Raw genomic sequence first — 22,251 nt, 5'->3', positions numbered from 1 at the left:
ATGTATGATCGGCAATTTGCCGCGGAAATTCACGGATAAAATGGAAAAACTGCTAGGTGATGAATATGACAAATTTATGTCTTCTTACGCTGCCCCAAGAGTATATGGTTTAAGAATTAATCGTTTGAAGCTCGATGTGGAGCATTGGAAGGAGCTATCGCCGATAAGCAAGGGAGCAAGGCCTATCCCTTGGGCACCCGATGGCGTTTATTACCAAGAAGGTGAGCGACCAGGCAAGCATCCTCATTATCACGCAGGTCTCTATTATATACAAGAGCCGAGCGCAATGGCGCCTGTTGAATTATTAGATGTGCAGCCTGGACATCGCGTGCTTGATCTATGTGCTGCGCCGGGCGGAAAGTCAACACAAATAGCTGCGAGACTGCAAGGAAGCGGCGTATTGGTCACAAACGATAATGCGCGGGAAAGAACAAAGGCATTGGCGAAAAATATTGAGCTCGCTGGTGTCCGTAATGCCGTCGTGTTGAATGAAGAGCCTGCCGCGATTGCCGCTATTTTTCCAGAATGGTTCGATCGTATTCTGGTTGACGCCCCTTGCTCTGGTGAAGGGATGTTCCGTAAGGATGAAGCGATGATTGCGGAATGGGAGAAGCATTCAGTCGAGCAATGCTCAGTTATGCAGCGAGATATTTTAAGGGAAGCGGCTTCGATGCTTGCTCCTGGCGGACGGATTGTTTATTCGACCTGTACGTTCTCGCCTGAGGAGGACGAGCAGCAAATCGCTATTTTTCTCGCAGAGCATAGCGACTTCTATATTGAAACTGTGCCGCAGCAATATGGCTGGCGAGCAGGTCGGGCGGATATGGCCCGTAAGGCTGTTCAGCTCGATGAGGAGCGTTTGCAAACGATTCAGGGAACAGTTCGTCTATGGCCGCACTTGATTGAAGGAGAAGGCCACTATGCGGCTGTGCTGGTTCGCAATGGTGAACGTAAGCCTACGCTTGTTGATGAAGCGTTAAATGCAGCACCCCATTATCCAAACCAATCGAAGGCCGCGGGAGGGAACTTAAAGCGGGATACGCAGCAAGGTGGTCATCAAATACGTGAGAAGAAGCAGGATCACAGAGATGAACGTCGAGCAGCAAAAAGACAAACTCGCAGTGATTGGGAGAATACAGCAAACGATTTCTCTTCCAAGAAACGATCAAATGACAACGGTCGAGCGAGCAAGTCTGTAAAAGCAGGAGCTGCAGCTGAGGAAGCAACTCCGAGTCAGCTTTGGCAACAGCATGCCGAGCAACTGGCCATAGGGGCTTTGTCCTGGCCAGGACATGCTGTTGCATATGGCTCAAGAGTATATATTCAGCCGGAAGATCTGCCTTCGCTTGATGGCCTGCGAGTAGTTAGAGCAGGCTGGTATGTGGGAGAAGCAGTACGAGGACGCTTCGAGCCTTCTCACCCGCTTGCGATGGGAATGACTCGAGCGGAAGCTGTACGATCTATTAATTGGGGCTCAGATGATGAGCAGACGTTACGTTATCTCAAAGGAGAAACGTTATTTATAGAGGAATCCGCAATAAAGCTAAAGGATGGAGCGCCCGCGAAAGGGTACTTATTGATTTGTACCGACGGCTATCCGATAGGATGGGGGAAATATGCTGGAGGCATGATCAAAAATGAGCTGCCAGCAGGATGGAGATGGATGTAGGATGAGCAAAAAAATTAGAATAGATAAGCTGCTCGCCCATATGGGGCTTGGTACACGAAGTGAAATCAAAAGAGCGGTCAAGCTGGGAAAGGTGACCTTCGCTGGCAAGGTGATTAAGGATAGCGGACTTATCGTTGATTCAGAAACGACTGAGGTTGCTTTTGAAGGAACACCGGTCGTTTATCAAGAACTTGTGTATTTTATGCTTAATAAGCCGCAAGGGGTGATTTCTGCAACAGAGGATGGACGCGAGCGTACGGTCATCGATTTGCTTGAACCGCAGGATCGATTGCGTGAGCCGTTTCCTGTCGGCAGATTGGACAAGGATACGGTTGGCCTGCTGTTGCTGACTAATGATGGACAGCTTGCACACGAGCTGTTGTCTCCCCGCAAGCATGTAGCGAAAACCTATGAAGCAATTGTCCAAGGGAAAGTCGGAGAAGATGATAAACAAAGCTTTGCGGCTGGCGTTGCGCTGGATGACGGTTATATGACTATGCCTGCCGTTCTTGAAATTAGGGAATATGAGATGCGGGAGAATGAAGTTTTCTCCAGTATTGCTCTAACGATAATGGAAGGTAAATTCCATCAAGTGAAAAGAATGTTTGAAGCTGTAGATAAGACGGTCGTATACTTAAAGAGAGCAGCTATGGGGCCGCTGAAGCTGGACGAATCGCTGCCCGAGGGTGCTTACCGGGAGCTGACCAATGAGGAAATTGAGCTTCTTCGGTCGCATAAACGAGCTGCTCAGTAAACACAACATGAGATAGGAATTGGAGTGAGTCGATGAGCTTGCAATATGATTTAATTGCTTTGGATATTGATGGTACTTTACTAACGGATGATCATGTTCTAACGAAGGCAATACACGAAACGGTCAACGAGGCTGCTGATCGAGGCGCTCAAATCGTGTTATGTACTGGACGAGGCCCTCTACAGGCGCTTCCCGTATTGGAGGAGCTCGGACTCGGGGGGACGCTCATTACTCATAATGGGGCAGCTACGATTAATTCAGATGACCGTTCGGTTATTCATCAATTCGATATGATACCTGAACACCTGAGCAGATATGTTTCCTATTCACGTGATGAGGCCATCCATTTTGATTTAAATACCGCTTTCGAGATGATGGTAGAGAATGTAACGCCAGAAGCTGAGGCGATGTATTTACGCTTTCAAGCAACGCCTGCAGTACAAGATTTTCGTTTGACTTTGCCGAACGGTCTTGTGAAATTCACTGTATTTGGAAGCAAGGAGAAAATGGATGAGGTACAAGCTGAATGGGAGGGATGGCCGCAGCATCTTCATTCGATACGGAGCGGAGATTTTTTCATCGATGTTCATCACGCAGAAGCGAGTAAAGGAAGAGCGCTTCAGCAGCTAGCCCAATTTCGTGGCATTGACCCAAGTCGCATACTTGCCATTGGCAATTATTATAATGATATTACGATGCTGCAATTTGCGGGGATGGGAATCGCAATGGGCAATTCACCGCAGGAAGTGAAGCAGGCGGCGAAAGCAGTAGCCCCTTCAAACAGTGAGGATGGGGTAGCTCAAGCGCTGCGGGAATATGCTTGGAGCTGAAATAAAAAAAATCGTCGGGCTATAAGCTCCGACGATTTTTTGTTATTAGATTAGATTTATTGTAGATTAGAACAGGACAGATCTAGATATAATGACCAGAAGGATGAACAATACCAAAATTATGCCAATTGACGAAACTCCACCATACATACCGGACATGATTATTCCCCCTTACCAATAGATTCCGACATCGGGCTACTGGGTTCACAACGGTAACCCGGCCACTCGGTATAGGGTATTATATGTGTAAAAGCCCTTAAAGGATTGGACATCTGTCACGGTTTCCATAACAACCTGACGATTATTCCAACGATTCATGCAGCAAGTAATGACGGATTGGATACCGTTCAGTTAACTATCTTCCAAGGAGAATTGTCCAGTAACTGTTGAAGTGGCGGGTGAGACTGCATGTGCAGGCCACGTGGGCTGCACATGTGCTCCGAGCATGAACCCCTGCTTCCTCCGCACGCACTCAGTCTATCCTGCACATTAGCACTAACTTCGTGCTTTTCAGCCTCACCGAGCAGCCTATCCTGCACATATGCATTAGAATGGACTGATTTCGGCTCAAGACACGTCTATAAGGCTGTCTATAGTGCTGGAGTGCAACATAGGGAAGCTGGCGCTTGAAAAACCAGCTGCTATCCTGCGAAAGTGCAGGATAGCGCCGTAGTTGGTTGGTGAGTGAGTTAGTAGATTAGTTAGTTGAAGAGCCTGTTGGAGAACGGGCTGGAGGGTTGGTCGGTGGGTTAGTTCTAGGATAGTCATACATTTGCTTTGAGCACGAACCTTGCTTCTTCTGCACACGATAGACTCTTCACAGCTCGCAAACTATCTACCGAACACAGTAGATTCGCCTCCGCAGCAGGCTATCCTGCAGATTTGCACTAACTTCGTGCTTTTCAGCCTCACCGAGCAGCCTATCCTGCACATATGCATTAGAATGGACTGATTTCGGCTGTCTATGGACGAATATGGGTGTCTATATTGTATGGAGTACAGTATAGACGACCAGGGGCGTGAAAAATCAGCCTCTATCCTGCGCAGGTGCAGGATAGAGGCTGGGATTGGAGGGGGACTTAAAAAACCTGATGCATTCCATTTGTTAATAAAGCATTGATGGATTAGTATAATAATTTCTCATTCATCACTGCGTGATAAAAAAGAAAGGAGCGGTTTCTGCAGGGCATCAATTTGCCATGCGAAAACCGCTCCTATGCTTTATTGCAGATTACCGGCCACGACCACCGCGTGGTTTATTGGAGGGGCTTCCCCCACGTGAGCCGCCTGTTGGTGAACCGCTGCGTCCGCCTGCTGGGGAGCTGCTGCGCCCTCCGGTAGAAGAATTTCCGCGCTGACCGCCACGACCGCCTGATTGAGCTTTGCCACGAACAGCACCGCGCTCATTGCTTGCTTTAATATCTTTGCGCGCTGCTTCCCAAGGACTTTCTACTTTGGCAGAAGCTCTACCTGCTGCATGCTCGGCGCCGCGCGGACTGCCAAAGCCGCCAGTGCGGCTTGCACCCGTACGGGCTGAACTGCTGCGATCACGCTCATTGCCGCGAGGGGAGGCGCTGCGCGTGCTTGTACGTTCGCCACCGCGAGCCGCGTTTTCGTTATCGTGCCGCTCCGCGCGTCGAGCCGCCCAACCTGAGGTTTTTTCAACAGCTGTTTCGGAAGCTTCACCGCGAACCTCTGCTGTTCTGCTAGGACGCTTGCCGTTTGACGGACGTACGGTCTCACGCTGACCTCTGCGGCCACCTGGCTTTGCTCCGCGATCCGATTGGCCAGTGCGTTCACGACCACGACGGCCGCCTTCGGCTGGTTTGCCGTTTGCGCTGCGGCTGCCGCCTCTGCTTGCTCCGCTGCTGCGACCCTTATCTAGACGATCTCCTGTTTGCACATGGACTGAAGTTTCAACACCTTCACTGTCAATGGCACGACGTGTGAGCTTCGCATTGATGCTTTGCTCAATAAGGATCAGATGGTTCTTGTCATAAGGTGTCGCTAGCGTAATGGCCGCGCCATCATGACCTGCGCGTCCTGTTCTTCCTATCCGGTGAATATAGAGCTCGCCGTCCTGAGGAACGTCGTAGTTATATACATGCGTGACACCTTCCACATCAAGGCCGCGTGCTGCAACATCTGTTGCAACGAGTACCTGAAGGCGAGCATCTCTAAAACGTTTCATAACTTGCTCACGCTTGGCTTGCGTAAGATCGCCATGCAGCTCATCGGATTCAATGCCAAGCTCCTGCAGCTCTTTATTTAATTTCTTAGCGCGAACCTTCGTCCGGCAAAAAACGACAGCCAAATAGGGCTGGTGGCGCTCAAGCAGATGAACGAGCGTCTGCTGCTTCGTTCTATCCGTCGTCTCATATACGATCTGGGTAATGCTGTCGAGAGTGACATTCGTGCTTCGTACGCGAATATCGACAGGGGTTTTCATATAATCAGCTGCCAGCTTTCTGATTGCATCAGGCATCGTAGCAGAGAAGAGCATCGTCTGACGTGCCTTTGGTGTTTGGGAAATAATGCTCTCTACATCAGGCAAGAAGCCCATGTGGAGCATTTGATCAGCTTCATCGAGAACTAGCATTTGAAGTTTGCCCAAATTGATCGTCTCACGCTTCATATGGTCGATAAGTCGACCAGGCGTGGCAACTACAATATGAGGCGAGCGCTGCAGCTTGCGTATTTGAGCATCAACGTCTTGACCGCCATAAGCAGCGAGGACACTAACGCCAACAGCTGGAACAAGTTTTTTTAGCTCGCTCGTTATTTGAATGGCAAGCTCTCTGGTTGGTGTCAATATCAGAGCTTGTACTTGCTCTTTCTCTATATTAATTCGTTGCAAAATAGGCAAAGCAAACGCGATTGTTTTGCCTGTGCCCGTTTGTGCTTGCGCAATGACATCCTGCCCGTTAAGAAGGAGCGGAATGGCTTGTTTTTGAACCGGAGTCGGTTCGATAATTCCATCTTGGTGAAGCAGATCGCTTAGCTTGGGAATGATACCCAAAGCGTTAAATGCGTTTGACATTAATACATTTCCTCTTTTCATAAACATCGTTTGATGTTAAGTATAACAGTTGTCCTTATAATGTGCATCTTTACTTTGCTTATGCTATGCTAAAAGCCAACATTAAGAGCAGCAGAGGAATGATAAAGATGAATGGAACAGAGCGCTCCGCCATCAAGGCGGGCATAGAGGTTGATATTGTTTTGAAGCAGGACCAGCGAACAGGCAAGCTAACGCGAGGTATCGTGAAAGATATTTTAACCAATTCGCCCAAGCATCCTCACGGGATCAAGGTAAGACTGGCTGATGGGCAGGTCGGCAGAGTCAAGAACATACACACATAAGGGTTTAAGCTAATCTTATTCGTCGTGATCGTCATGCCAAAGTTGAAGGAGTGATCCCATGGCATTCGGCATTAAGAGAAAAGAGCTCGAGGGATGGAAGGCAGCAGTTGCTAGAGGAGAGATTGCATTTCTGACACATTACTGGCTGGACCCGCGATTTCCCGACATGCGGACGGTGACGAAGGTTGGCTGCTCCGATAGAGTGAAGCTCTCGCGCTGGTGTCTGGACAACGGGCTAAACCCGCGTTACATACACGATCGATCGGAGTATCCGCACTTTGATCTGCTCGGACCTAAGCAGCGGGAAGTATTGCGGGCGGCAAATTTGTTGGAGCAGCTGGAGCGGTTTGGCATGGCATAAAGCAAATAGTAATCATAGCTGCTCATTCGAGCGGCTGTTTTTTTTGAAATATAGGAAAAAATCTTCTCGCTCATTCGTGCTGTATCCATTAATATAAGAGAAACGTTTGGAAGCTCTTACACTATTTATGATAAAAGAGGGGATCACGATTAAAATCGCAAAAGAGCAGCTGCTGCAGCAATTTGGCCAATGGACAGCTTTCGTAACGGATTTAGAAAAATATGATGAACGATTTTGGAATCAGAGCTTGGGCGCTGGAAAATGGTCGGTTCGCCAGGTTGTGGCACATATTTTGCGGTGGGACGACTATTTCTATGAAGAATCGATTGCAAAATTGAGCGAGGCTTCTCCTCTTACTGTAAAGCATTTGGATTATGATGAGTTTAATGAGCTGGCGAAGACTTATGGGAAAGCGACATCAATCGCAGTGCTGACTGCTCAGGCGGTGCAAAGCCGTATGCGGATTTTGGACAAGATAGCAAGCTTGACGGACGAGCAGTATGCAGCAACCTACACTGATGCGGACGGGCACCCTTTTGAAGTCGAACAATATATGAAGGATTTCATTTGGCATGATCAGCATCATATACAGCCTATTCAGAGGCTTCTTCATACTCGCATTGAGGAAATGAGCTTAAATGGCTGGCCTGCCTTGCGGACGATCGTCTATGACGGCTGGCTGCTTCGTTTTTCCAACGGCTATACGAAGCGCTCAAACTCGATTAATCCGATTTATGGACACACGTTGGAGCTGGATGCCAAGATACGTGCTTGCGAGGAGCTTTATGATCAGAAAGGGATACGTACCACTTTCAAAATCACGCCCCTTAGCCAGCCAGCCACGCTTGATGAAGAGCTTGCTTCACGCGGCTATGCGCTTATCGACCAAACCGTTGTAAAGACCGTCCATCTATCCGAAGTTCGCGCCCCTACCTATGACGATGTTTGGCTGGAGAGCGAGCCTTCCGAAAGCTGGCTTGATGCCGTCGCTATATTTAGTGGGTTAACCGCTGAACAAAAAACGACGACTCGCCAAATGCTGGAGCACTCACCGCTAAAATCTTGTTTCGCGCTGCTGCATGTCAACGGAATTCCGGTTGCCGGAGGGTTTGCCGTCATCGAAGAGGAGTGGATAGGCCTTTATGACATTGTCACGGATCAAGAACATCGAAATAAAGGCTACGGCGAGCAGCTTATTTTGCACTTGCTGCAATGGGGCAAGAGCAATAGTGCGAGAAACGGATATTTACTAGTTGTGAAAAATAATGCGCCAGCCAATCGTTTGTATGATAAGCTCGGCTACATTCCGCAGTACGAATATTGGTACCGCGTTCGTGAAAGCATTACATAGCTTCAGATTGAATGCATCGCGCGTAGGAATGGGAAACTAAATCATCTTGAGCAGGAACAGCATGAGAAAGAAGGAATATTTTGTGAATACGAATAATGGAAATGCGGCTTTGACGCGGGCGTCTGGCGCAACCGCAATGACTAGCTCATGGTTATTGCTAGTAGGAATCTTACTTATTTCTGCTAATCTAAGAGCATCAATTACCGCTGTCGGCCCCATTGTGTCAGATATACAGCAATCATATGGCCTCTCGGGAACACTTACGGGATTGCTTACGACATTGCCGTTGCTGGCATTTGCACTGATCTCGCCCCTTGCACCTCGAATGGCTCAACGCATAAGTATGGAGAATACACTGTTTGCAGCCATGGTGGTTTTGACAGGTGCGATTATCATTCGTTCTTTACCATCAGTAGCGGCTTTGTTTGCAGGAACGGTTCTGCTGGGGATGGCGATTGCGGTTGCTAACGTTCTGCTGCCAAGCTTAATTAAACGAGATTTTTCAACAAAAGTTGGAGTAATGACCGGTTTGTACTCTGTGGTTATGAATTTAGGCGCTGCTTTTGCTTCAGGCTTGAGTATTCCAATTGCAGAGGAGCTTAACTTTGGTTGGCAGGGCATGCTGATTTGCTGGGCAGCTTTAGCACTTATTTCTACCATGGTCTGGCTTCCTCAAATCCGTAAATTCCCGCGAACGAGCAAGGGAGCATTAACATCTAGCAAAAAAAGCGAAAGCCTGTTTGGTTCTCTTCTCGCATGGCAGGTTACATTATTTATGGGGCTCCAGTCGTTTGGTTTTTATGTGAATGTGACGTGGCTGCCTGAAATTATGCACGATCGAGGCATGAGTCTTGCAGATGCGGGCTGGATGCTGTCGCTGCTTCAATTCGTCAGCCTGCCGGCAACATTTATTACACCCGTTATTGCAGGGCGGCAGGTTAGTCAACGAGGTCTTGTTATGATCACGGCTGTTTTGATGCTGATCGGCTACGTTGGTTTACTAACTGGAAATGCAGCTTTAATCCCAATTTGCATGGTTATGTTAGGATTGTCCGGAGGGGCAGGCTTCAGTCTTGCAGTGATGTTCTTTGTGCTGCGGACGAGCAGCACGGAGCAATCGGCACAGCTGTCAGGGATGGCACAGTCCGTAGGGTATTTGCTCGCTGCTGCCGGTCCGCTGCTATTCGGGCTGATACATGACCTGACCAGCAATTGGAGCCTATCATTAATCATGCTTATTATTGTAGCTGTGCTTCTAGGGATTACCGGTTTAGGTGCAGGTGCCAATAAAACGCTGGCTTCGGAGCGGGGGAATTAAAAGAGGAATGGGAGGTAAAGCAAGGGCGTTTCTCTTGACACCGAACGGAACGATCTTTATAATCGAAACTAACCATTTTAAGCATATGAAGCGTTGAAGAGGAATAGTAATTTCGTGTGTTAGGCCTAGAGAGCCGGTGATTTATGGTGCAAGCCGGACCTGCAGCGAAATGAAGCTCGCCTTGGAGCTGTGCGAAGCAGCAATCGGTGCAGTTGCCGATTGTGATCAGCACCGTCTGGCCTGCGATAAAGGCGACAAGTGAGCGTTGGGCAAAGCATGTCTGCCGCTAACTAGGGTGGTACCACGGGAGAACAACCTCTCGTCCCTAGCGATAATCGCTAGGGGCGGGAGGTTTTATGTTTTTTTGAACACGTAAGCACACAGTACATATTTCTAGGAGGAAATCTACAAATGAGTCAAGAACAGCAATTTCACGGTTATAATCCACTTGTTGTCGAGCCGAAATGGCAGCAATTCTGGGATGCCAACAAAACATTTCAAACTAGAGAAGAAGTAGGCAAGCCTAAGTTTTACGCATTAGATATGTTCCCGTATCCATCTGGAGCGGGATTGCATGTCGGTCATCCTGAAGGCTACACAGCTACGGATATTGTGTCCCGCTACAAAAGAATGAAAGGCTATAACGTGCTTCATCCTATGGGCTGGGATGCCTTTGGCTTGCCGGCTGAGCAGCATGCGCTGGATACAGGACAGCATCCGCGTGACATCACGTTCAAAAACATTGATAATTTCCGCAGACAAATTAAATCACTTGGCTTCTCGTATGATTGGGATCGTGAGATCAGCACGACTGATCCAGAGTACTACAAATGGACGCAGTGGATTTTCATTCAATTGTATAATAGAGGATTGGCTTACGTTGCTGAAGTATCAGTAAACTGGTGCGAAGCACTGGGTACAGTTCTGGCAAATGAAGAAGTGATTAATGGTCTGAGCGAGCGCGGAAATCATCCGGTTGTTCGTAGGCCCATGCGTCAATGGATTCTAAGAATTACCGAATACGCGGATCGCCTGCTCGATGATCTTGAAGATCTGGATTGGTCGGAGAGCATTAAGGATATGCAGCGCAACTGGATCGGAAAATCCAAGGGAGCAGAGGTTACCTTTGATATTGAAGGCCATGACTCTTCAGTTGTCGTATTTACGACTCGTCCTGACACTTTGTTTGGAGCAACGTATTGTGTGCTTGCGCCTGAGCATGAGCTGGTTGCCCAAATCACAACCGAGGAGCAGAAGTCTGCTATCGCTGCCTACCAGGAAGCAGCAGCTCGCAAAAGTGATCTAGAGCGCACCGATTTGGCTAAGGATAAATCAGGAGTATTCACAGGCGCATATGCGATTAACCCTGTAAATGGCGTGAAAACACCGATTTGGATTGCCGATTATGTACTTGCAGGCTACGGAACAGGAGCGATTATGGCGGTACCAGGCCATGATGCTCGTGACTGGGAGTTTGCTAAGCAATTCGATCTTCCCATCGTGGAGGTCGTGCAAGGCGGCGATGTAACGAAGGAAGCCTATGCAGGCGATGGCAAACATGTTAACTCTGATTTCATCAATGGATTAACGAATGAGGAAGCAATCGCTAAGATGATTGAGCATCTGGATGCATCCGGCAAAGGTAAAGGGAAAGTTACGTACCGCCTTCGCGATTGGCTGTTCAGCCGTCAACGCTACTGGGGCGAGCCGATTCCGATTATTCACCTGGAGGATGGCACGATGAAGACGGTACCTGAAGATCAGCTGCCGCTTCTACTGCCTGATGTGGATGCAATCCAGCCATCGGGAACTGGGGAGTCTCCACTTGCTGTCGTTACGGATTGGGTAAATATTATTGATCCTGAGACAGGCATGAAGGGGCGCCGCGAGACGAATACAATGCCGCAATGGGCAGGAAGCTGCTGGTATTATTTGCGCTTCATCGATCCAAAAAACAACGAGCAGCTTTGCTCCCCTGAGAAACAAAAGGAATGGCTGCCAGTCGATCTGTATATCGGCGGTGCCGAGCATGCTGTGCTTCATCTGCTTTACGCTCGTTTCTGGCATAAGGTGCTGTATGATATTGGTGTAGTCGATACTAAGGAGCCGTTCCATAAGCTTGTTAACCAAGGGATGATACTTGGGAACAATAATGAGAAAATGTCCAAATCGCGCGGAAATGTCATTAATCCTGACGATATCGTAAATGAATTTGGTGCAGATACGCTGCGGATGTACGAAATGTTCATGGGGCCGCTCGAAGCGACAAAGCCTTGGAACACGAATGGTGTAGAAGGAACTTACCGTTTCCTTAGCCGTGTATGGCGTATGTTTATAAATGAGGATGGCAGTTTGAGTGCCAAAATCGGAGCTGGCGAAACAAGCGATGCGTTCAAGCGTGTATGGCATCGCTCCATTAAGAAAATTTCAGAGGATTACGAAGGATTGCGCTTCAATACTGTAATTAGCCAATTGATGATTTTTGTCAATGAAGCATACAAAACAGAAGCGTTGCCGCAAGAAGCGATGGAGAATTTCGTTCAATTGCTGTCTCCAATCGCACCGCATATAGCGGAGGAGCTTTGGGAGAAGCTTGGCCGTACCGATTCCCTATCGTATGCAGCATTCCCATCCTTTGAAGAGTCTTGGACTGTCGATCAGGAAGTAGAAATTGTGGTTCAGGTTAATGGGAAAATTGCGGACCGCGTTTCCATAGCAGCAGACATGGATGTTGCTGAGATGGAGAGCATGGCGAAGGAGCTCGAGAAGGTACAAGAGCTTATTGCTGGCAAAACGATCCGCAAGGTAGTTGCAGTTAAAGGAAAGCTTGTAAACATAGTCGCAAATTAATGCATACCGAAGAGGTGAGCGGGCTTTAGCTGAAGAACAGCTATTGACCGTTCACCTCTTCGCCTATAAAGGCGGTCGAAACCTTAACCACATCTTCATTGAATTTGGCATGGGTTGTGCGAATCAGCTGATTAAAAACACCATCCGTCTCACGTCTCAACAAATGCAGCGCTTGGGCCGTAATGCCGCCTGGTACGGCGACTCTCGCTTGAATATCAGCAGGCGTTAAACCGCCTTCCGTTAACAGCAGGCCTGTTCCTAGCAGCATGGCGCTCGCTACTCGCTGTGCTTCTTCGCGGCCAATGCCAGTTTCCTCTACAGCCGCATCAACGAACTGTTCCAATAAAAAGGAGATGAAGGCTGGGCCGCAGCTTGATAAATCCGATACGATACGGGTATAGCTCTCATCAATTCGCAGCGGCTCGCTGATATGGGATAACAAATCCTCCAGCAGCTGTTTATCTTCCTCGTCAATTCTCTGACCGTATATGCAAAGCGAGGCTCCGCTCCATACATAGTTTGTAATACTGGGAATCACCTTCGCGATTTTGCAATCGAGTTCGCCCTCCAAATGTGAGATAAGCACAGGGCTGGTTATGGATACAACAATTTGGTTTGGACGAATGATCGGCTTTAATTCGTCGACTGCTTTTTTGAATTCCAGCGGTTTGACACACAAGAAGATGATATCGCAGCCGTACGCTGCTCCGGCGTTCGTATATTCGGCTCTCATGCCGAAGTAACGGTCGGCCAACGCTTTCGCTTTTGCAAAGGTGCGATTGCTTATCGAAATTTGTGAAGGAGATAAAGCGCCCGATGCAATCAAAGCTTCAATGAGCAGGCTTCCCATTGTGCCCGTCCCGATAAATCCGACATTCATGCTGAACCCTCCTATAGGTTTGGCGAGAGCAAAGCCAGCTGCATTTAAGCAATAGATAGCTATGCGCGAGCAAATCCCGAGTCAAAATAACCGTATTCGCTTGCTCTCATACTTTATTCCGCAGGACTTGTTCTATATGTCAATTATTCCTAAAATAGATGTCGAAAGGAAGTGCTCTATTGTATTCAGTTAGGAATGGGCTTTCTAGCAAGCAGCTGATGCTTGCTGTCATTTGCATTTTGACTGCCGTTATTTTATTGGCAACGGCTCTTATGGAGCCTAAACAAGTGGCGACCGGTGAATGGATTCCTCTAAATGAAGCAGTAGAAAGTGCATTCGCATCATTGGATGAACCCATTGCTGAGGAAGTCTTGCAGGAGTCAAGCGATATCGCTGATGCTAATCATTCAGAGAGCATAGCCGGGAAAACCACGGGTCTTGCCCCAAAGGAGAATGAAGCTATAGCAGCCGAACCACCTGCTCCAGACGTGGAGCCAAGCAAAGCGATGGAGGCTATGGAATCAACGGCGATTGCTGTAAATGACGGCAGGCTTGACATTAACCGGGCAACAGCAGCTGAGCTTGACGGGCTGAAAGGCATTGGCCCTGCAAAGGCTCAGGCCATTATTGAGGATAGAGAAAGAAACGGAAGCTTCACTTCGGCTGAGGATTTGCTCCGTGTCAAAGGGATTGGAGAAAAACTGCTGCAAGGAATAAAAGAGAGCATTGTCGCTCGTCCATAATTGTGAGAGAATGGATGGGAGCGGATTATTTTGTCAGAAGAATCCGCTTTCAGCAGTGTAATGAGATTATTTATAACTTCATTTGAAGGAGTCGAGAAAATGTCAGAACAACGCAAGCTTTCTCTTGATACGCTAACCGTCCACGGAGGCCAACAAATCGATCCGACAACGATGTCGCGCGCGGTACCTATTTACCAAACGACATCGTACGGATTCAAAGATACAGATCATGCAGCGAATCTATTTTCACTGCAGGAATTTGGCAATATTTATTCCAGAATAATGAACCCGACATCGGATGTTTTTGAGAAGCGGGTAGCTGAGCTGGAAGGTGCTCCAGCGGCGCTGGCAGTGGCTTCAGGTCAAGCAGCGATTACATATGCGATTCTGAATATCGCAGGTGCAGGTGACGAGATTGTTTCTGCAACGAGTCTTTACGGCGGTACATACAATCTATTTTCCATTACACTTGCGAAGCTGGGCATTACGGTACGTTTTGTAGACCCATCGGATCCTGAAAATTTCCGCGGCGCTATTAATGAACGTACAAAAGCAGTTTTTGCTGAAACGATCGGCAACCCCAAAGGTGATATTATCGACATAGAAGCTGTTGCTGCAATTGCGCATGAGAACGGTATTCCGTTTATCGTAGACAATACGTTCCCAAGCCCATATTTGTGCAGACCGATTGAGCATGGTGCAGACATTGTCGTTCACTCAGCGACAAAGTTTATCGGCGGCCACGGTACTTCTATCGGGGGTGTCATCGTTGATGGAGGCAAGTTTGACTGGAAAGCAAGCGGCAAGTTCCCGGGCCTAACTGAGCCGGATCCAAGCTACAATGGCGTTGTGTATACCGATGCCGTTGGCCCAGTAGCATATATTATTAAAGCGCGCGTGCAATTGCTTCGCGATATGGGAGCAGCTATTTCACCATTCAACTCCTTCCTCTTGCTGCAAGGTCTTGAGACGCTTCATCTTCGGATGGAACGCCACAGCTCAAATGCACAGAAGGTTGCTGAATTTTTGGAAGCGCACGAAGCTATTGAATGGGTGAATTATCCGGGTCTTCCGAGCCATCCATCCTACGAGCTTGCGCAAAAATATTTGCCTAAAGGCAGAGGCGCAATCTTGACGTTCGGTATTAAAGGCGGCGTGGAAGCGGGCAAAAAAGTAATCAACGCAGTAGAGCTATTCTCGCATTTGGCTAATGTTGGCGATTCGAAGTCGCTGATCATTCATCCGGCAAGCACGACGCATCTTCAGCTTTCCGCTGAGCAGCAAGCGAATGCAGGTGTTGCGCCAGGGATGATTCGTTTGTCTATCGGTACAGAGGGTATCGAGGATATTTTGGCGGATTTGGAACAAGCGATAGCAGCTAGCCAACAAAACTAATTCATTGCTATAATGACAACTAGAACATCAGTTACAGCATGAGAAAGGAAGTTGGAGCTATGAACCCCCAAACACAGGATACGCTCCGCAAAGATTGGGATACGTATTTTATGGATATTGCTTATATGGTTTCGACACGTTCGCAGTGTCCGCGCAGACATGTTGGCGTAGTCCTGGTACAAGGAAAGAAGCTGTTAGGTACAGCTTATAACGGCGCTCCGATGGGGGTGCAGGATTGCCATGAGGCAGGCTGCATGATCTCGGAGGAGGTTGAAATGAAGCTGGTTGACGGCAAGGAGCAGCTGTTTAAGAAGCAGCGCTGCATTCGAACGATTCATGCGGAGCAAAACTTGCTTTTGTTCACGGATCGAACGGATCGAGAGGGCTCAACCGTCTACGTAACCGATCAGCCTTGCTGGACCTGTGCCAATATGCTCGCGAATAGCGGTGTTGTTGAAATCGTCTACCATCGCAGCTATCCGAAGGATAGCGACAAGGTCATTCTTCTGATGGAGCAAAAGGGCATTGTCTTCCGCTGTTTGGATCATTTCGAGCCACCTGCTCAGGCCCATATGGATGTAACCTCATAGAAAATTAATGGTATATGGAAATCGAGGAGGAACCTCTGATGCATCTTTGGATGCGTCAGAGGTTTTTTTTGCATATATAGGAACGCCATTTCGTCATACTTTCTCTATATTTCTCCGGAATGAAACGCGCTGGCGCCTCCAAAGGACGGCGACAGCCGTTTCACCTTGATACGGATGGAGGCATGGAGAGCAGGGGATGAAAGAAAGAATGAAGGAGAGAACGTAATGGGGATGAATCGGCGACCGCTCATTTGGTTTGCGATAGCTTGGACTTTTGGAAGCGCCGCGGCTGCAGGTCTAGGCAGCCGCGGCGCTTTGCTTGCAGCCGGAGCTGCGGCGCTGCTGGCGCTGGCCGCTGTGCTTTGCAGGCAGGCGACGTGGCAGCTCGCTGCTGTATGCACTTTGGCAGTTGGCCTTGCCGCGGGAGAGCGGATGTGGGCGGATGCCCGCAACGTGACCGAGCTGCCGGAGCTGCTGGCCGCCGCTGAGGCGGATGGACCGCGAGCTGCGTATGCGGCGGAAGCGGTGGGCACGATCGTGTCGGCGACGGAGGTCGACGGCGACCGCGCGATGTTTCGCGTGGCGGTGCATAGCGTCCACGTCGCGGGTGAGACTGCGGCTCGCGAGGTACGCGAGCGTGTGCTCGTGCATGTCCGGCTGGCTGTGCAGCCGGAGCAGGCTGTCGCCGCGGCTTGGCAGCGCGGCGAGCAAGTGCGCTTGACCGGCGAGCTGACGCGGCCGGTCGGCGCATCCAATAGCGGCGGCTTCGATTACCGCCGCTATCTCAGCAGCCAGAGAATCCACTGGCTGCTCAAAGTGCAGGGCACCGGCGCCGTCGAAGCGGCGCCGGGCCCGAAGTGGACCGCGGCCGCGATGCTCGGCCGCGTCGATGCCGCGCGCGCCTATCTTGGCGCGCGGATGGATGTATTGTATCCCGCCTCACAGTCGGGATACATGAAGGGGCTGGTCCTCGGCATACGCGAGGACCTCGATCCCGAGCAGTTCCAGCAATTTTCGCGGCTGGGACTTACTCATATATTGGCCATTTCAGGACTTCATGTGGCTGTATTCTTATATGTACTGGGCGTCTCGCTGCGTCTCGCCCGAATGAGCCGCGAGCGCATATTGCTGGTGCTTATTTTATCTGTTCCCCTGTATGTGCTGCTCTCCGGGGCATCTCCCTCAGTAGTGCGAGCGGGTCTGATGTCGGTGCTAGGTTTGCTGGCAGCCCGCATGGGGAAGCTGAAGGATGGTCTGCACTTAATAGCCGCAGCCGCAGTATTGATGCTGATATGCGATCCGTTCTTTCTCGAAAATGTAAGCTTTCAGCTTTCGTTTATCGTCACGATCGGTCTAATTATTGGCGTGCAGCCAGTGCGCAGGGTGATGCCAAAGTGGAAGCGTGGCAAACCGCTGCTTGATCTGGCAGCCGTTACACTCGTTGCTCAAATCGTCTCCTTTCCAGTTTCGATCTATTATTTTAATCAGTTTCATATTTTATCAATGGTCGCTAATTTTGTGCTCGTTCCGTTTATTAGCTTCGTTGTTATGCCCCTTGGAGCGGTGTCGCTCCTGCTTGCGATACCGTGGGAGGGCGGCGGAAAGCTGCTTGCCTTTGCTTCGCATTATGCGAATGATTGGACATTTGCCATTGTTGATCAATTAGCTCAGGTAGACACGCTCAGAACAATTTGGCGTTCGCCGCCGTTGTGGTGGGTGGCCATCTCGCTTGCTCTACTTGGGTTTTTCTTTCGTACGCTAAATAAGTGGACTCAAGGCAGAGCCGAAGAGTCAGCCTCAGAATCTGAGGAAACGGCGCCGCTTGCAGCTGCTCCTGCATATCATCTGCATATAGCGCGACCAAATAGAGGCTTAAGCATCCGTTTGTACATGAGTGTATTTATGCTGCTCGCCTTGCTTTGTTATGCCTATATGCCGGATTTATTAGATCGAAAAGGGGCTGTCAGCTTCATAGATGTTGGTCAAGGGGATGCCGTTCATATTCGCACACCAACCGGTAAACATATTTTAATCGATGGCGGGGGGACATTGTCCTTCGTGAAGCCGGGAGAGGAATGGAAGGTGCGAAGCAGTCCCTTTGAGGTCGGCCAGAAGGTGCTTGTTCCGCTGCTGCTCAAAAGAGGAGTTCGAGCTATTGATATTCTCGTTATTTCACATTTAGATAGTGATCACATCCGTGGTCTAAAGGCGGTGCTGGAGACGATCCCCGTCCGCAGTATTTGGTGGAATGGTACGGTGAAGGAGGCAGAGGATGCCGAGGCTTTGCTGAAGCAGGCATTGCGCTTAAACATTCCGATGTACAGCGTGAAAGCAGGAATGAGCCAGCAGCTGGATCATGCAACCGAGGTGCGCGTGTTATGGCCGCTAGCTGATCATGAACGTGATGCGGTCATTATGCAGAAGGAACAAAATGAAAGCAGTGTCGTTTTATCCATCGAGCTTTATCATTCTGCCTTCCTTTTTACTGGTGATATAAACGCTGCAACCGAACGCTCGATTATTCGAAATGAACAGCGGTCGACTTCCGATAGTTCAAGTCCGTCTGACATAACGATTATGAAGATCGCCCATCATGGCAGCCGTTTCTCGACGAGCAGTGAATGGCTGAATTACTGGAAACCGATCGGGACCGTAGCATCAGTCGGTGCTACAAACAGCTATGGGCATCCTCACCCTGACGTCCTTAGCAGACTTGAGCAAGCGCGCGCAGCATTTTGGCGGACAGACTCGGATGGTGAGGTTCGGTTTACTGTCACAGAAAAAGGAGTGCAGACGTTCGGAAAATAGTAGAATGGGAATACGATAAACGGCAGGAGAGTTTGCGTAGAAGAGGTGCAACCCGCTCTACTGTGCGTTTGCAATTCCTTATGGGTCAGAGCTGCTGTCAAAGTATATTCAAGTAATATCTATATACGAGGTTCTAGAAATTTGGTATCCTTTGATGTGGAGTTCAATTTTTCAACTCAGACCTAGAATTGAACATTCAGGCTTACTAAATAGAATATTTATGAATCGTAATCAATCCCCATTTGGGGGAAATTGTTCAAATATAGGAAAGTATAAGTTTCACATTTATGCTCCGCCTATAGTTCTCGGAATGAAACGCGCCACCGCCAAAAGGACGGCGAGAGCCGTTTCACCTTGATTAGTAAAAGTTACTAATAATAATAAAGTAATTTTTATCATTTATCTGCAACTTTTAACGTAACCAGTTCGTCAGAATGGTTGCAAGAGAGGGGGATCCTTCGTGGTGGAGCCGGAGCTCATAAGAGCAGCTCAGTCGGGAGATCGCGACGCTTTAATTACTCTATTGCGCGAGATTGAAACACATGTTTATCGGACAGCCTATTATATATTAAATAACGAGCAAGATGCCCTTGATGCAGCACAGGAAGCGCTCATTCGCATCTATACGAAAATAGGCTCATACGAAGAGAAAGCACAGTTTAAAACTTGGATTCAACGTATTGTAACCAACATTTGTATTGATAAATTCCGGAGAAATAAACCAACGGTGTCGATAGATGAGCATGATATGGTATTCCATGAGAAGCAGAATGTGGAAGACGAGGTAATGTCTGCTTATGCTGTGAAAGACATTCAAGAGGCGATCGAGAAGCTGCCTGAGCATCATCGTGCGGTTGTTGTGCTCCGATATTTACAGGATTTTTCTTACAATGAAATTGCAGAATCGCTTGATTTACCACTTAATACGGTGAAATCCTATTTGTTCAGAGCTAGGCAACAGCTGCAGACGTTACTTCATGATTATCAGAAAGGTGGTGTCCGGGGATGAATTGTCAAGAGGTGATGGAATTAATGCAAAGACAGCTAGATGACGATCTCGATGAAAGCGAGAACGAAGTCTTAATGAACCATACAAGACAGTGTCCGGACTGTGCAGCTATGTTCGAGCGGTTGAAGCTGCTATCCGCCGAGCTTACCAGTCTACCTAAAGTTATGCCAAGCTATAGCTTAGTTGATGCGATAATGCCTCAGCTGGAGAGACTGGAGCTGTTTGCTCAGTCCGAAGCGACAACAGAGCCAGCTAATGATTTAGAGCTGCGTGAAGCAGCGGGACGCAGAATGAAACGGGAACGTCGCTGGCCGTCCATGCGGATTGTTGGCGGGGTTATTGCAGCGGGAATTGTCGCTGGGCTATTTCTCGTAACGTATAAACCAGGTGTGAATTGGGATCTGAGTACAGCAGAAATTTTAAGCACGGCGTCGAATAATTCTGCAGCCGATATGGCTAACGAGGAGCCAAAGGGATTAGCTTTCAAAATGCCCGATTCGAGTAATGGCGCTTCTAGCTCGGAGGTCAAAACCGAAGCCATGAATAAAGATAACAAATTATATGGCATCTCAACTGATCCTAAAGTTAGATCATCGGAAGCGGAGGAATCAACCCAGCAATATGAATCCTCTTCGATTTTTGATCCACCAAAGTTTGATGCAAGCACAGGCAGTGAATCAGCAGTACCGGAGCAGCAGAGTGATGGCAGCTTAGATGAAAAAAGTATTGCGACCGATGATTTTCAAGGTGAGCAGGGCTTTGCCGCACACAACGTATCAGTGATGTCTCCGGATGAGCTGTATGATGCGACAGTAGAGATGTATAAGATTAGGATTTCCACTACATCAGATCAGGAAATTGTTTATACGTCTCCTCGCAAAAATGGAGAGCTCATAAATCTGAGCTGGTCTGAGGATAGCTCGCAGTTGACTTATGAGGTTCATATCGAGCAAGGTGCAATTGAAAAGTATGTGATTGATCTAGCTACTCTGACAGAGCAGAAGGCAGTGCATTAATTGTAAGGTATTCGCACATATTCAATGGCTATTGCGTATAGTATTAGCATCGGAGAATGTCTGCGACAGAGCCTTAACGTCGTATGACCATCCGCAGGGCGGCACCATGGGCCTGCCCCGCGGATGTTTATATAGATGTTCGGCAAAGGGATGAGGCCTATAGGAGGCTCATCCCTTTGTTGCCGTATTATTGTAGTTCAAGGTGATGGGGTGAGCGAGTGGATGCTAAGGAAGCTATAAAGGAAATCAAAGGCGGTCGTTTTCGACCGATCTATGTGCTGTATGGCAAGGATCGCTATCGCGTACAACAATTCATTAATGTGTTGACGGAATCGATGTTTACTGTAGATGAACGAGAGCTAGGCATTGTGAAGTTTGATACGGCGGAAACCTCCATTGAAGAGGCAGTGCTTGAAGCAGAGACGTTACCGTTTTTCGTTCAGAGGAAGCTGATTCTTATTCGGGATGCTACTCTTTTTTGTGCTGGAGGCAAGGAAGGCGGAAAGCTGGAGCATCGTCCTGAGAAGCTGATTCAATATATGGAAAATCCTTCAGAATCATCGATTATCGTCGTATCTGTCAATGCTGAGAAGCTTGACGAGAGGCGTAAGCTTGTGAAAACGTTAAAGGACCGAAATTCCTTAATCGCCTTTCCTGAGCTTGATGCGGCCCAGCTTAAGCAGTGGATGATCAAGCGTGCTGCTGAGCAAAACCGAACGATGACCGCTGATGCTGCAGAGCTACTGCTTTCGCGCGCAGGGGCAGGCATGCAGCAGCTCTCACAAGAGGTGGACAAGCTCTGTCTGCATGCAGGAAAGGGTGGCACCATCGATATAGAGACGGCCTCGCTTCTAACGGCTGCTACCGTTGAAGAGGACGTATTTGCGCTTGTAGATGCGATTGCTGAGCTTCGTATTGATAAGGCAATCCGATTGTATAGAGAGCTGCTCGTACGCCGTGAGGAGCCGATTAAAATCGCTGCGCTCATTGCAAGGCAATTAAGAATTATGCTGCAGATCAAAGAGCTCGAGCAGCATCAATATTCACCACAGCAAATGGCAGGACAATTAGGGCTGCATCCTTATGCTGTGAAGCTTGCATCAGAGAAAAGCAGAAAGTTTCAAGTGGCAAAGCTTGGCAAGCTGCTGGCTTCGCTTGCTGATTTGGATTATCAAATGAAAACCGGAGCGATAGACAAAACGCTCGGTTTAGAGCTTTATTTGCTTTCCCTCGGCATGGAGAAGGGCGCTTAGGCGCTGTCTCTATGCTTTTTTTATTGTTTAGGAAATTATGCGATGCTAAAAAATGTGGATA

17 protein-coding genes and 1 other annotated feature are annotated in these 22,251 nt (G+C 48.6%); of the genes, 15 read left to right on the top strand and 2 right to left on the bottom strand.

All coding sequences use genetic code 11. The features are described from left to right. Positions 1–4 precede the first annotated feature (4 nt). From MHI37_RS19425 to MHI37_RS19415, 3 genes are read left to right on the top strand one after another with little or no spacing between them, the layout of a single operon-like run. Positions 5–1,669 carry an RsmB/NOP family class I SAM-dependent RNA methyltransferase gene (locus tag MHI37_RS19425; RefSeq protein WP_076339377.1) on the top strand — a complete coding sequence of 555 codons (1,665 nt, stop codon included), beginning with the start codon at positions 5–7 and terminating at the stop codon, positions 1,667–1,669. Between the two features lies 1 nt (position 1,670). Continuing rightward, complete coding sequence (locus MHI37_RS19420) at positions 1,671–2,423, top strand: pseudouridine synthase (RefSeq protein WP_076339378.1); 753 nt, start codon at positions 1,671–1,673, stop codon at positions 2,421–2,423. A gap of 32 nt (positions 2,424–2,455) precedes the next feature. Further along, positions 2,456–3,253, top strand: a complete 798-nt coding sequence (locus MHI37_RS19415; RefSeq protein ID WP_179090312.1) for a Cof-type HAD-IIB family hydrolase — start codon at positions 2,456–2,458, stop codon at positions 3,251–3,253. 1,231 nt (positions 3,254–4,484) lie between these two features. Here MHI37_RS19415 and MHI37_RS19410 read toward each other — a convergent pair. Continuing rightward, positions 4,485–6,293 (bottom strand): DEAD/DEAH box helicase, encoded by a 1,809-nt coding sequence (locus tag MHI37_RS19410; RefSeq protein ID WP_076339379.1) that lies wholly within the window; start codon positions 6,291–6,293, stop codon positions 4,485–4,487. A gap of 128 nt (positions 6,294–6,421) precedes the next feature. Between MHI37_RS19410 and MHI37_RS19405 the strand changes: the two genes are divergently transcribed. The 5 genes from MHI37_RS19405 (at position 6,422) to leuS (ending at position 12,496) form a co-directional block, all read left to right on the top strand. Next, entirely contained in the window at positions 6,422–6,616 is a 195-nt protein-coding gene (locus MHI37_RS19405) for a YwbE family protein (RefSeq protein WP_076339391.1), read from the top strand. 58 nt (positions 6,617–6,674) lie between these two features. After that, positions 6,675–6,977 carry a hypothetical protein gene (locus MHI37_RS19400; protein WP_076339380.1) on the top strand — a complete coding sequence of 101 codons (303 nt, stop codon included), beginning with the start codon at positions 6,675–6,677 and terminating at the stop codon, positions 6,975–6,977. Between the two features lie 106 nt (positions 6,978–7,083). After that, positions 7,084–8,328 carry a GNAT family N-acetyltransferase gene (locus tag MHI37_RS19395; RefSeq protein ID WP_083676519.1) on the top strand — a complete coding sequence of 415 codons (1,245 nt, stop codon included), beginning with the start codon at positions 7,084–7,086 and terminating at the stop codon, positions 8,326–8,328. 61 nt (positions 8,329–8,389) lie between these two features. Next, entirely contained in the window at positions 8,390–9,646 is a 1,257-nt protein-coding gene (locus MHI37_RS19390; protein WP_083676520.1) for an MFS transporter, read from the top strand. An 84-nt stretch (positions 9,647–9,730) separates the two neighbouring features. After that, positions 9,731–9,976 (top strand) — a binding site (T-box leader). An 81-nt stretch (positions 9,977–10,057) separates the two neighbouring features. Continuing rightward, a complete protein-coding gene (leuS, locus tag MHI37_RS19385; protein ID WP_076339381.1) occupies positions 10,058–12,496 on the top strand; it encodes a leucine--tRNA ligase in 2,439 nt (812 codons plus the stop codon). Positions 12,497–12,536: 40 nt separating this feature from the next. Here leuS and comER read toward each other — a convergent pair whose 3' ends face one another. After that, entirely contained in the window at positions 12,537–13,376 is an 840-nt protein-coding gene (gene comER / locus MHI37_RS19380) for a late competence protein ComER (protein WP_076339382.1), read from the bottom strand. Between the two features lie 179 nt (positions 13,377–13,555). Here comER and MHI37_RS19375 point away from each other — a divergent pair, with 179 nt between their 5' ends. The 7 genes from MHI37_RS19375 (at position 13,556) to holA (ending at position 22,190) form a co-directional block, all read left to right on the top strand. Then, the gene (locus MHI37_RS19375) at positions 13,556–14,119 is read left to right on the top strand and encodes a ComEA family DNA-binding protein (RefSeq protein WP_076339383.1); all 564 of its coding nucleotides are present in this window, start codon (positions 13,556–13,558) and stop codon (positions 14,117–14,119) included. A 99-nt stretch (positions 14,120–14,218) separates the two neighbouring features. Then, on the top strand, positions 14,219–15,514 hold the full coding sequence (locus tag MHI37_RS19370; RefSeq protein ID WP_076339384.1) for a homocysteine synthase: 1,296 nt from the start codon (positions 14,219–14,221) through the stop codon (positions 15,512–15,514). 59 nt (positions 15,515–15,573) lie between these two features. Then, positions 15,574–16,104, top strand: coding sequence for a deaminase (locus MHI37_RS19365; protein ID WP_076339385.1), 531 nt, complete (start codon positions 15,574–15,576; stop codon positions 16,102–16,104). A gap of 225 nt (positions 16,105–16,329) precedes the next feature. Further along, positions 16,330–18,912 (top strand): DNA internalization-related competence protein ComEC/Rec2, encoded by a 2,583-nt coding sequence (locus tag MHI37_RS19360; RefSeq protein WP_179090313.1) that lies wholly within the window; start codon positions 16,330–16,332, stop codon positions 18,910–18,912. A gap of 460 nt (positions 18,913–19,372) precedes the next feature. Next, the gene (locus MHI37_RS19355; protein ID WP_076339386.1) at positions 19,373–19,921 is read left to right on the top strand and encodes a sigma-70 family RNA polymerase sigma factor; all 549 of its coding nucleotides are present in this window, start codon (positions 19,373–19,375) and stop codon (positions 19,919–19,921) included. Then, the gene (locus MHI37_RS19350) at positions 19,918–20,937 is read left to right on the top strand and encodes a zf-HC2 domain-containing protein (RefSeq protein ID WP_076339387.1); all 1,020 of its coding nucleotides are present in this window, start codon (positions 19,918–19,920) and stop codon (positions 20,935–20,937) included. Before MHI37_RS19355 ends, MHI37_RS19350 begins: the two co-directional genes overlap by 4 nt. A gap of 218 nt (positions 20,938–21,155) precedes the next feature. Then, complete coding sequence (gene holA / locus MHI37_RS19345) at positions 21,156–22,190, top strand: DNA polymerase III subunit delta (RefSeq protein ID WP_076339388.1); 1,035 nt, start codon at positions 21,156–21,158, stop codon at positions 22,188–22,190. Positions 22,191–22,251: the final 61 nt, after the last annotated feature.

Origin of the sequence: Paenibacillus sp. FSL H8-0548, from assembly GCF_038630985.1 — a bacterium.
In the GTDB taxonomy this organism is placed as follows: domain Bacteria; phylum Bacillota; class Bacilli; order Paenibacillales; family Paenibacillaceae; genus Pristimantibacillus.
This window is presented reverse-complemented; position numbering and strand designations above follow the sequence as displayed.

Excerpts from the sequence above, each read along its gene's own strand:
- MHI37_RS19425 (WP_076339377.1), top strand. The coding sequence starts at position 5 with ATGATCGGCAATTTGCCGCGGAAATTCACGGATAAAATGGAAAAACTG.
- MHI37_RS19420 (WP_076339378.1), top strand. The coding sequence starts at position 1,671 with ATGAGCAAAAAAATTAGAATAGATAAGCTGCTCGCCCATATGGGGCTT.
- MHI37_RS19415 (WP_179090312.1), top strand. The coding sequence starts at position 2,456 with ATGAGCTTGCAATATGATTTAATTGCTTTGGATATTGATGGTACTTTA.
- MHI37_RS19410 (WP_076339379.1), bottom strand. The coding sequence starts at position 6,293 with ATGTCAAACGCATTTAACGCTTTGGGTATCATTCCCAAGCTAAGCGAT.
- MHI37_RS19405 (WP_076339391.1), top strand. The coding sequence starts at position 6,422 with ATGAATGGAACAGAGCGCTCCGCCATCAAGGCGGGCATAGAGGTTGAT.
- MHI37_RS19400 (WP_076339380.1), top strand. The coding sequence starts at position 6,675 with ATGGCATTCGGCATTAAGAGAAAAGAGCTCGAGGGATGGAAGGCAGCA.
- MHI37_RS19390 (WP_083676520.1), top strand. The coding sequence starts at position 8,390 with ATGAGAAAGAAGGAATATTTTGTGAATACGAATAATGGAAATGCGGCT.
- leuS (WP_076339381.1), top strand. The coding sequence starts at position 10,058 with ATGAGTCAAGAACAGCAATTTCACGGTTATAATCCACTTGTTGTCGAG.
- comER (WP_076339382.1), bottom strand. The coding sequence starts at position 13,376 with ATGAATGTCGGATTTATCGGGACGGGCACAATGGGAAGCCTGCTCATT.
- MHI37_RS19370 (WP_076339384.1), top strand. The coding sequence starts at position 14,219 with ATGTCAGAACAACGCAAGCTTTCTCTTGATACGCTAACCGTCCACGGA.
- MHI37_RS19365 (WP_076339385.1), top strand. The coding sequence starts at position 15,574 with ATGAACCCCCAAACACAGGATACGCTCCGCAAAGATTGGGATACGTAT.
- MHI37_RS19360 (WP_179090313.1), top strand. The coding sequence starts at position 16,330 with ATGGGGATGAATCGGCGACCGCTCATTTGGTTTGCGATAGCTTGGACT.
- MHI37_RS19350 (WP_076339387.1), top strand. The coding sequence starts at position 19,918 with ATGAATTGTCAAGAGGTGATGGAATTAATGCAAAGACAGCTAGATGAC.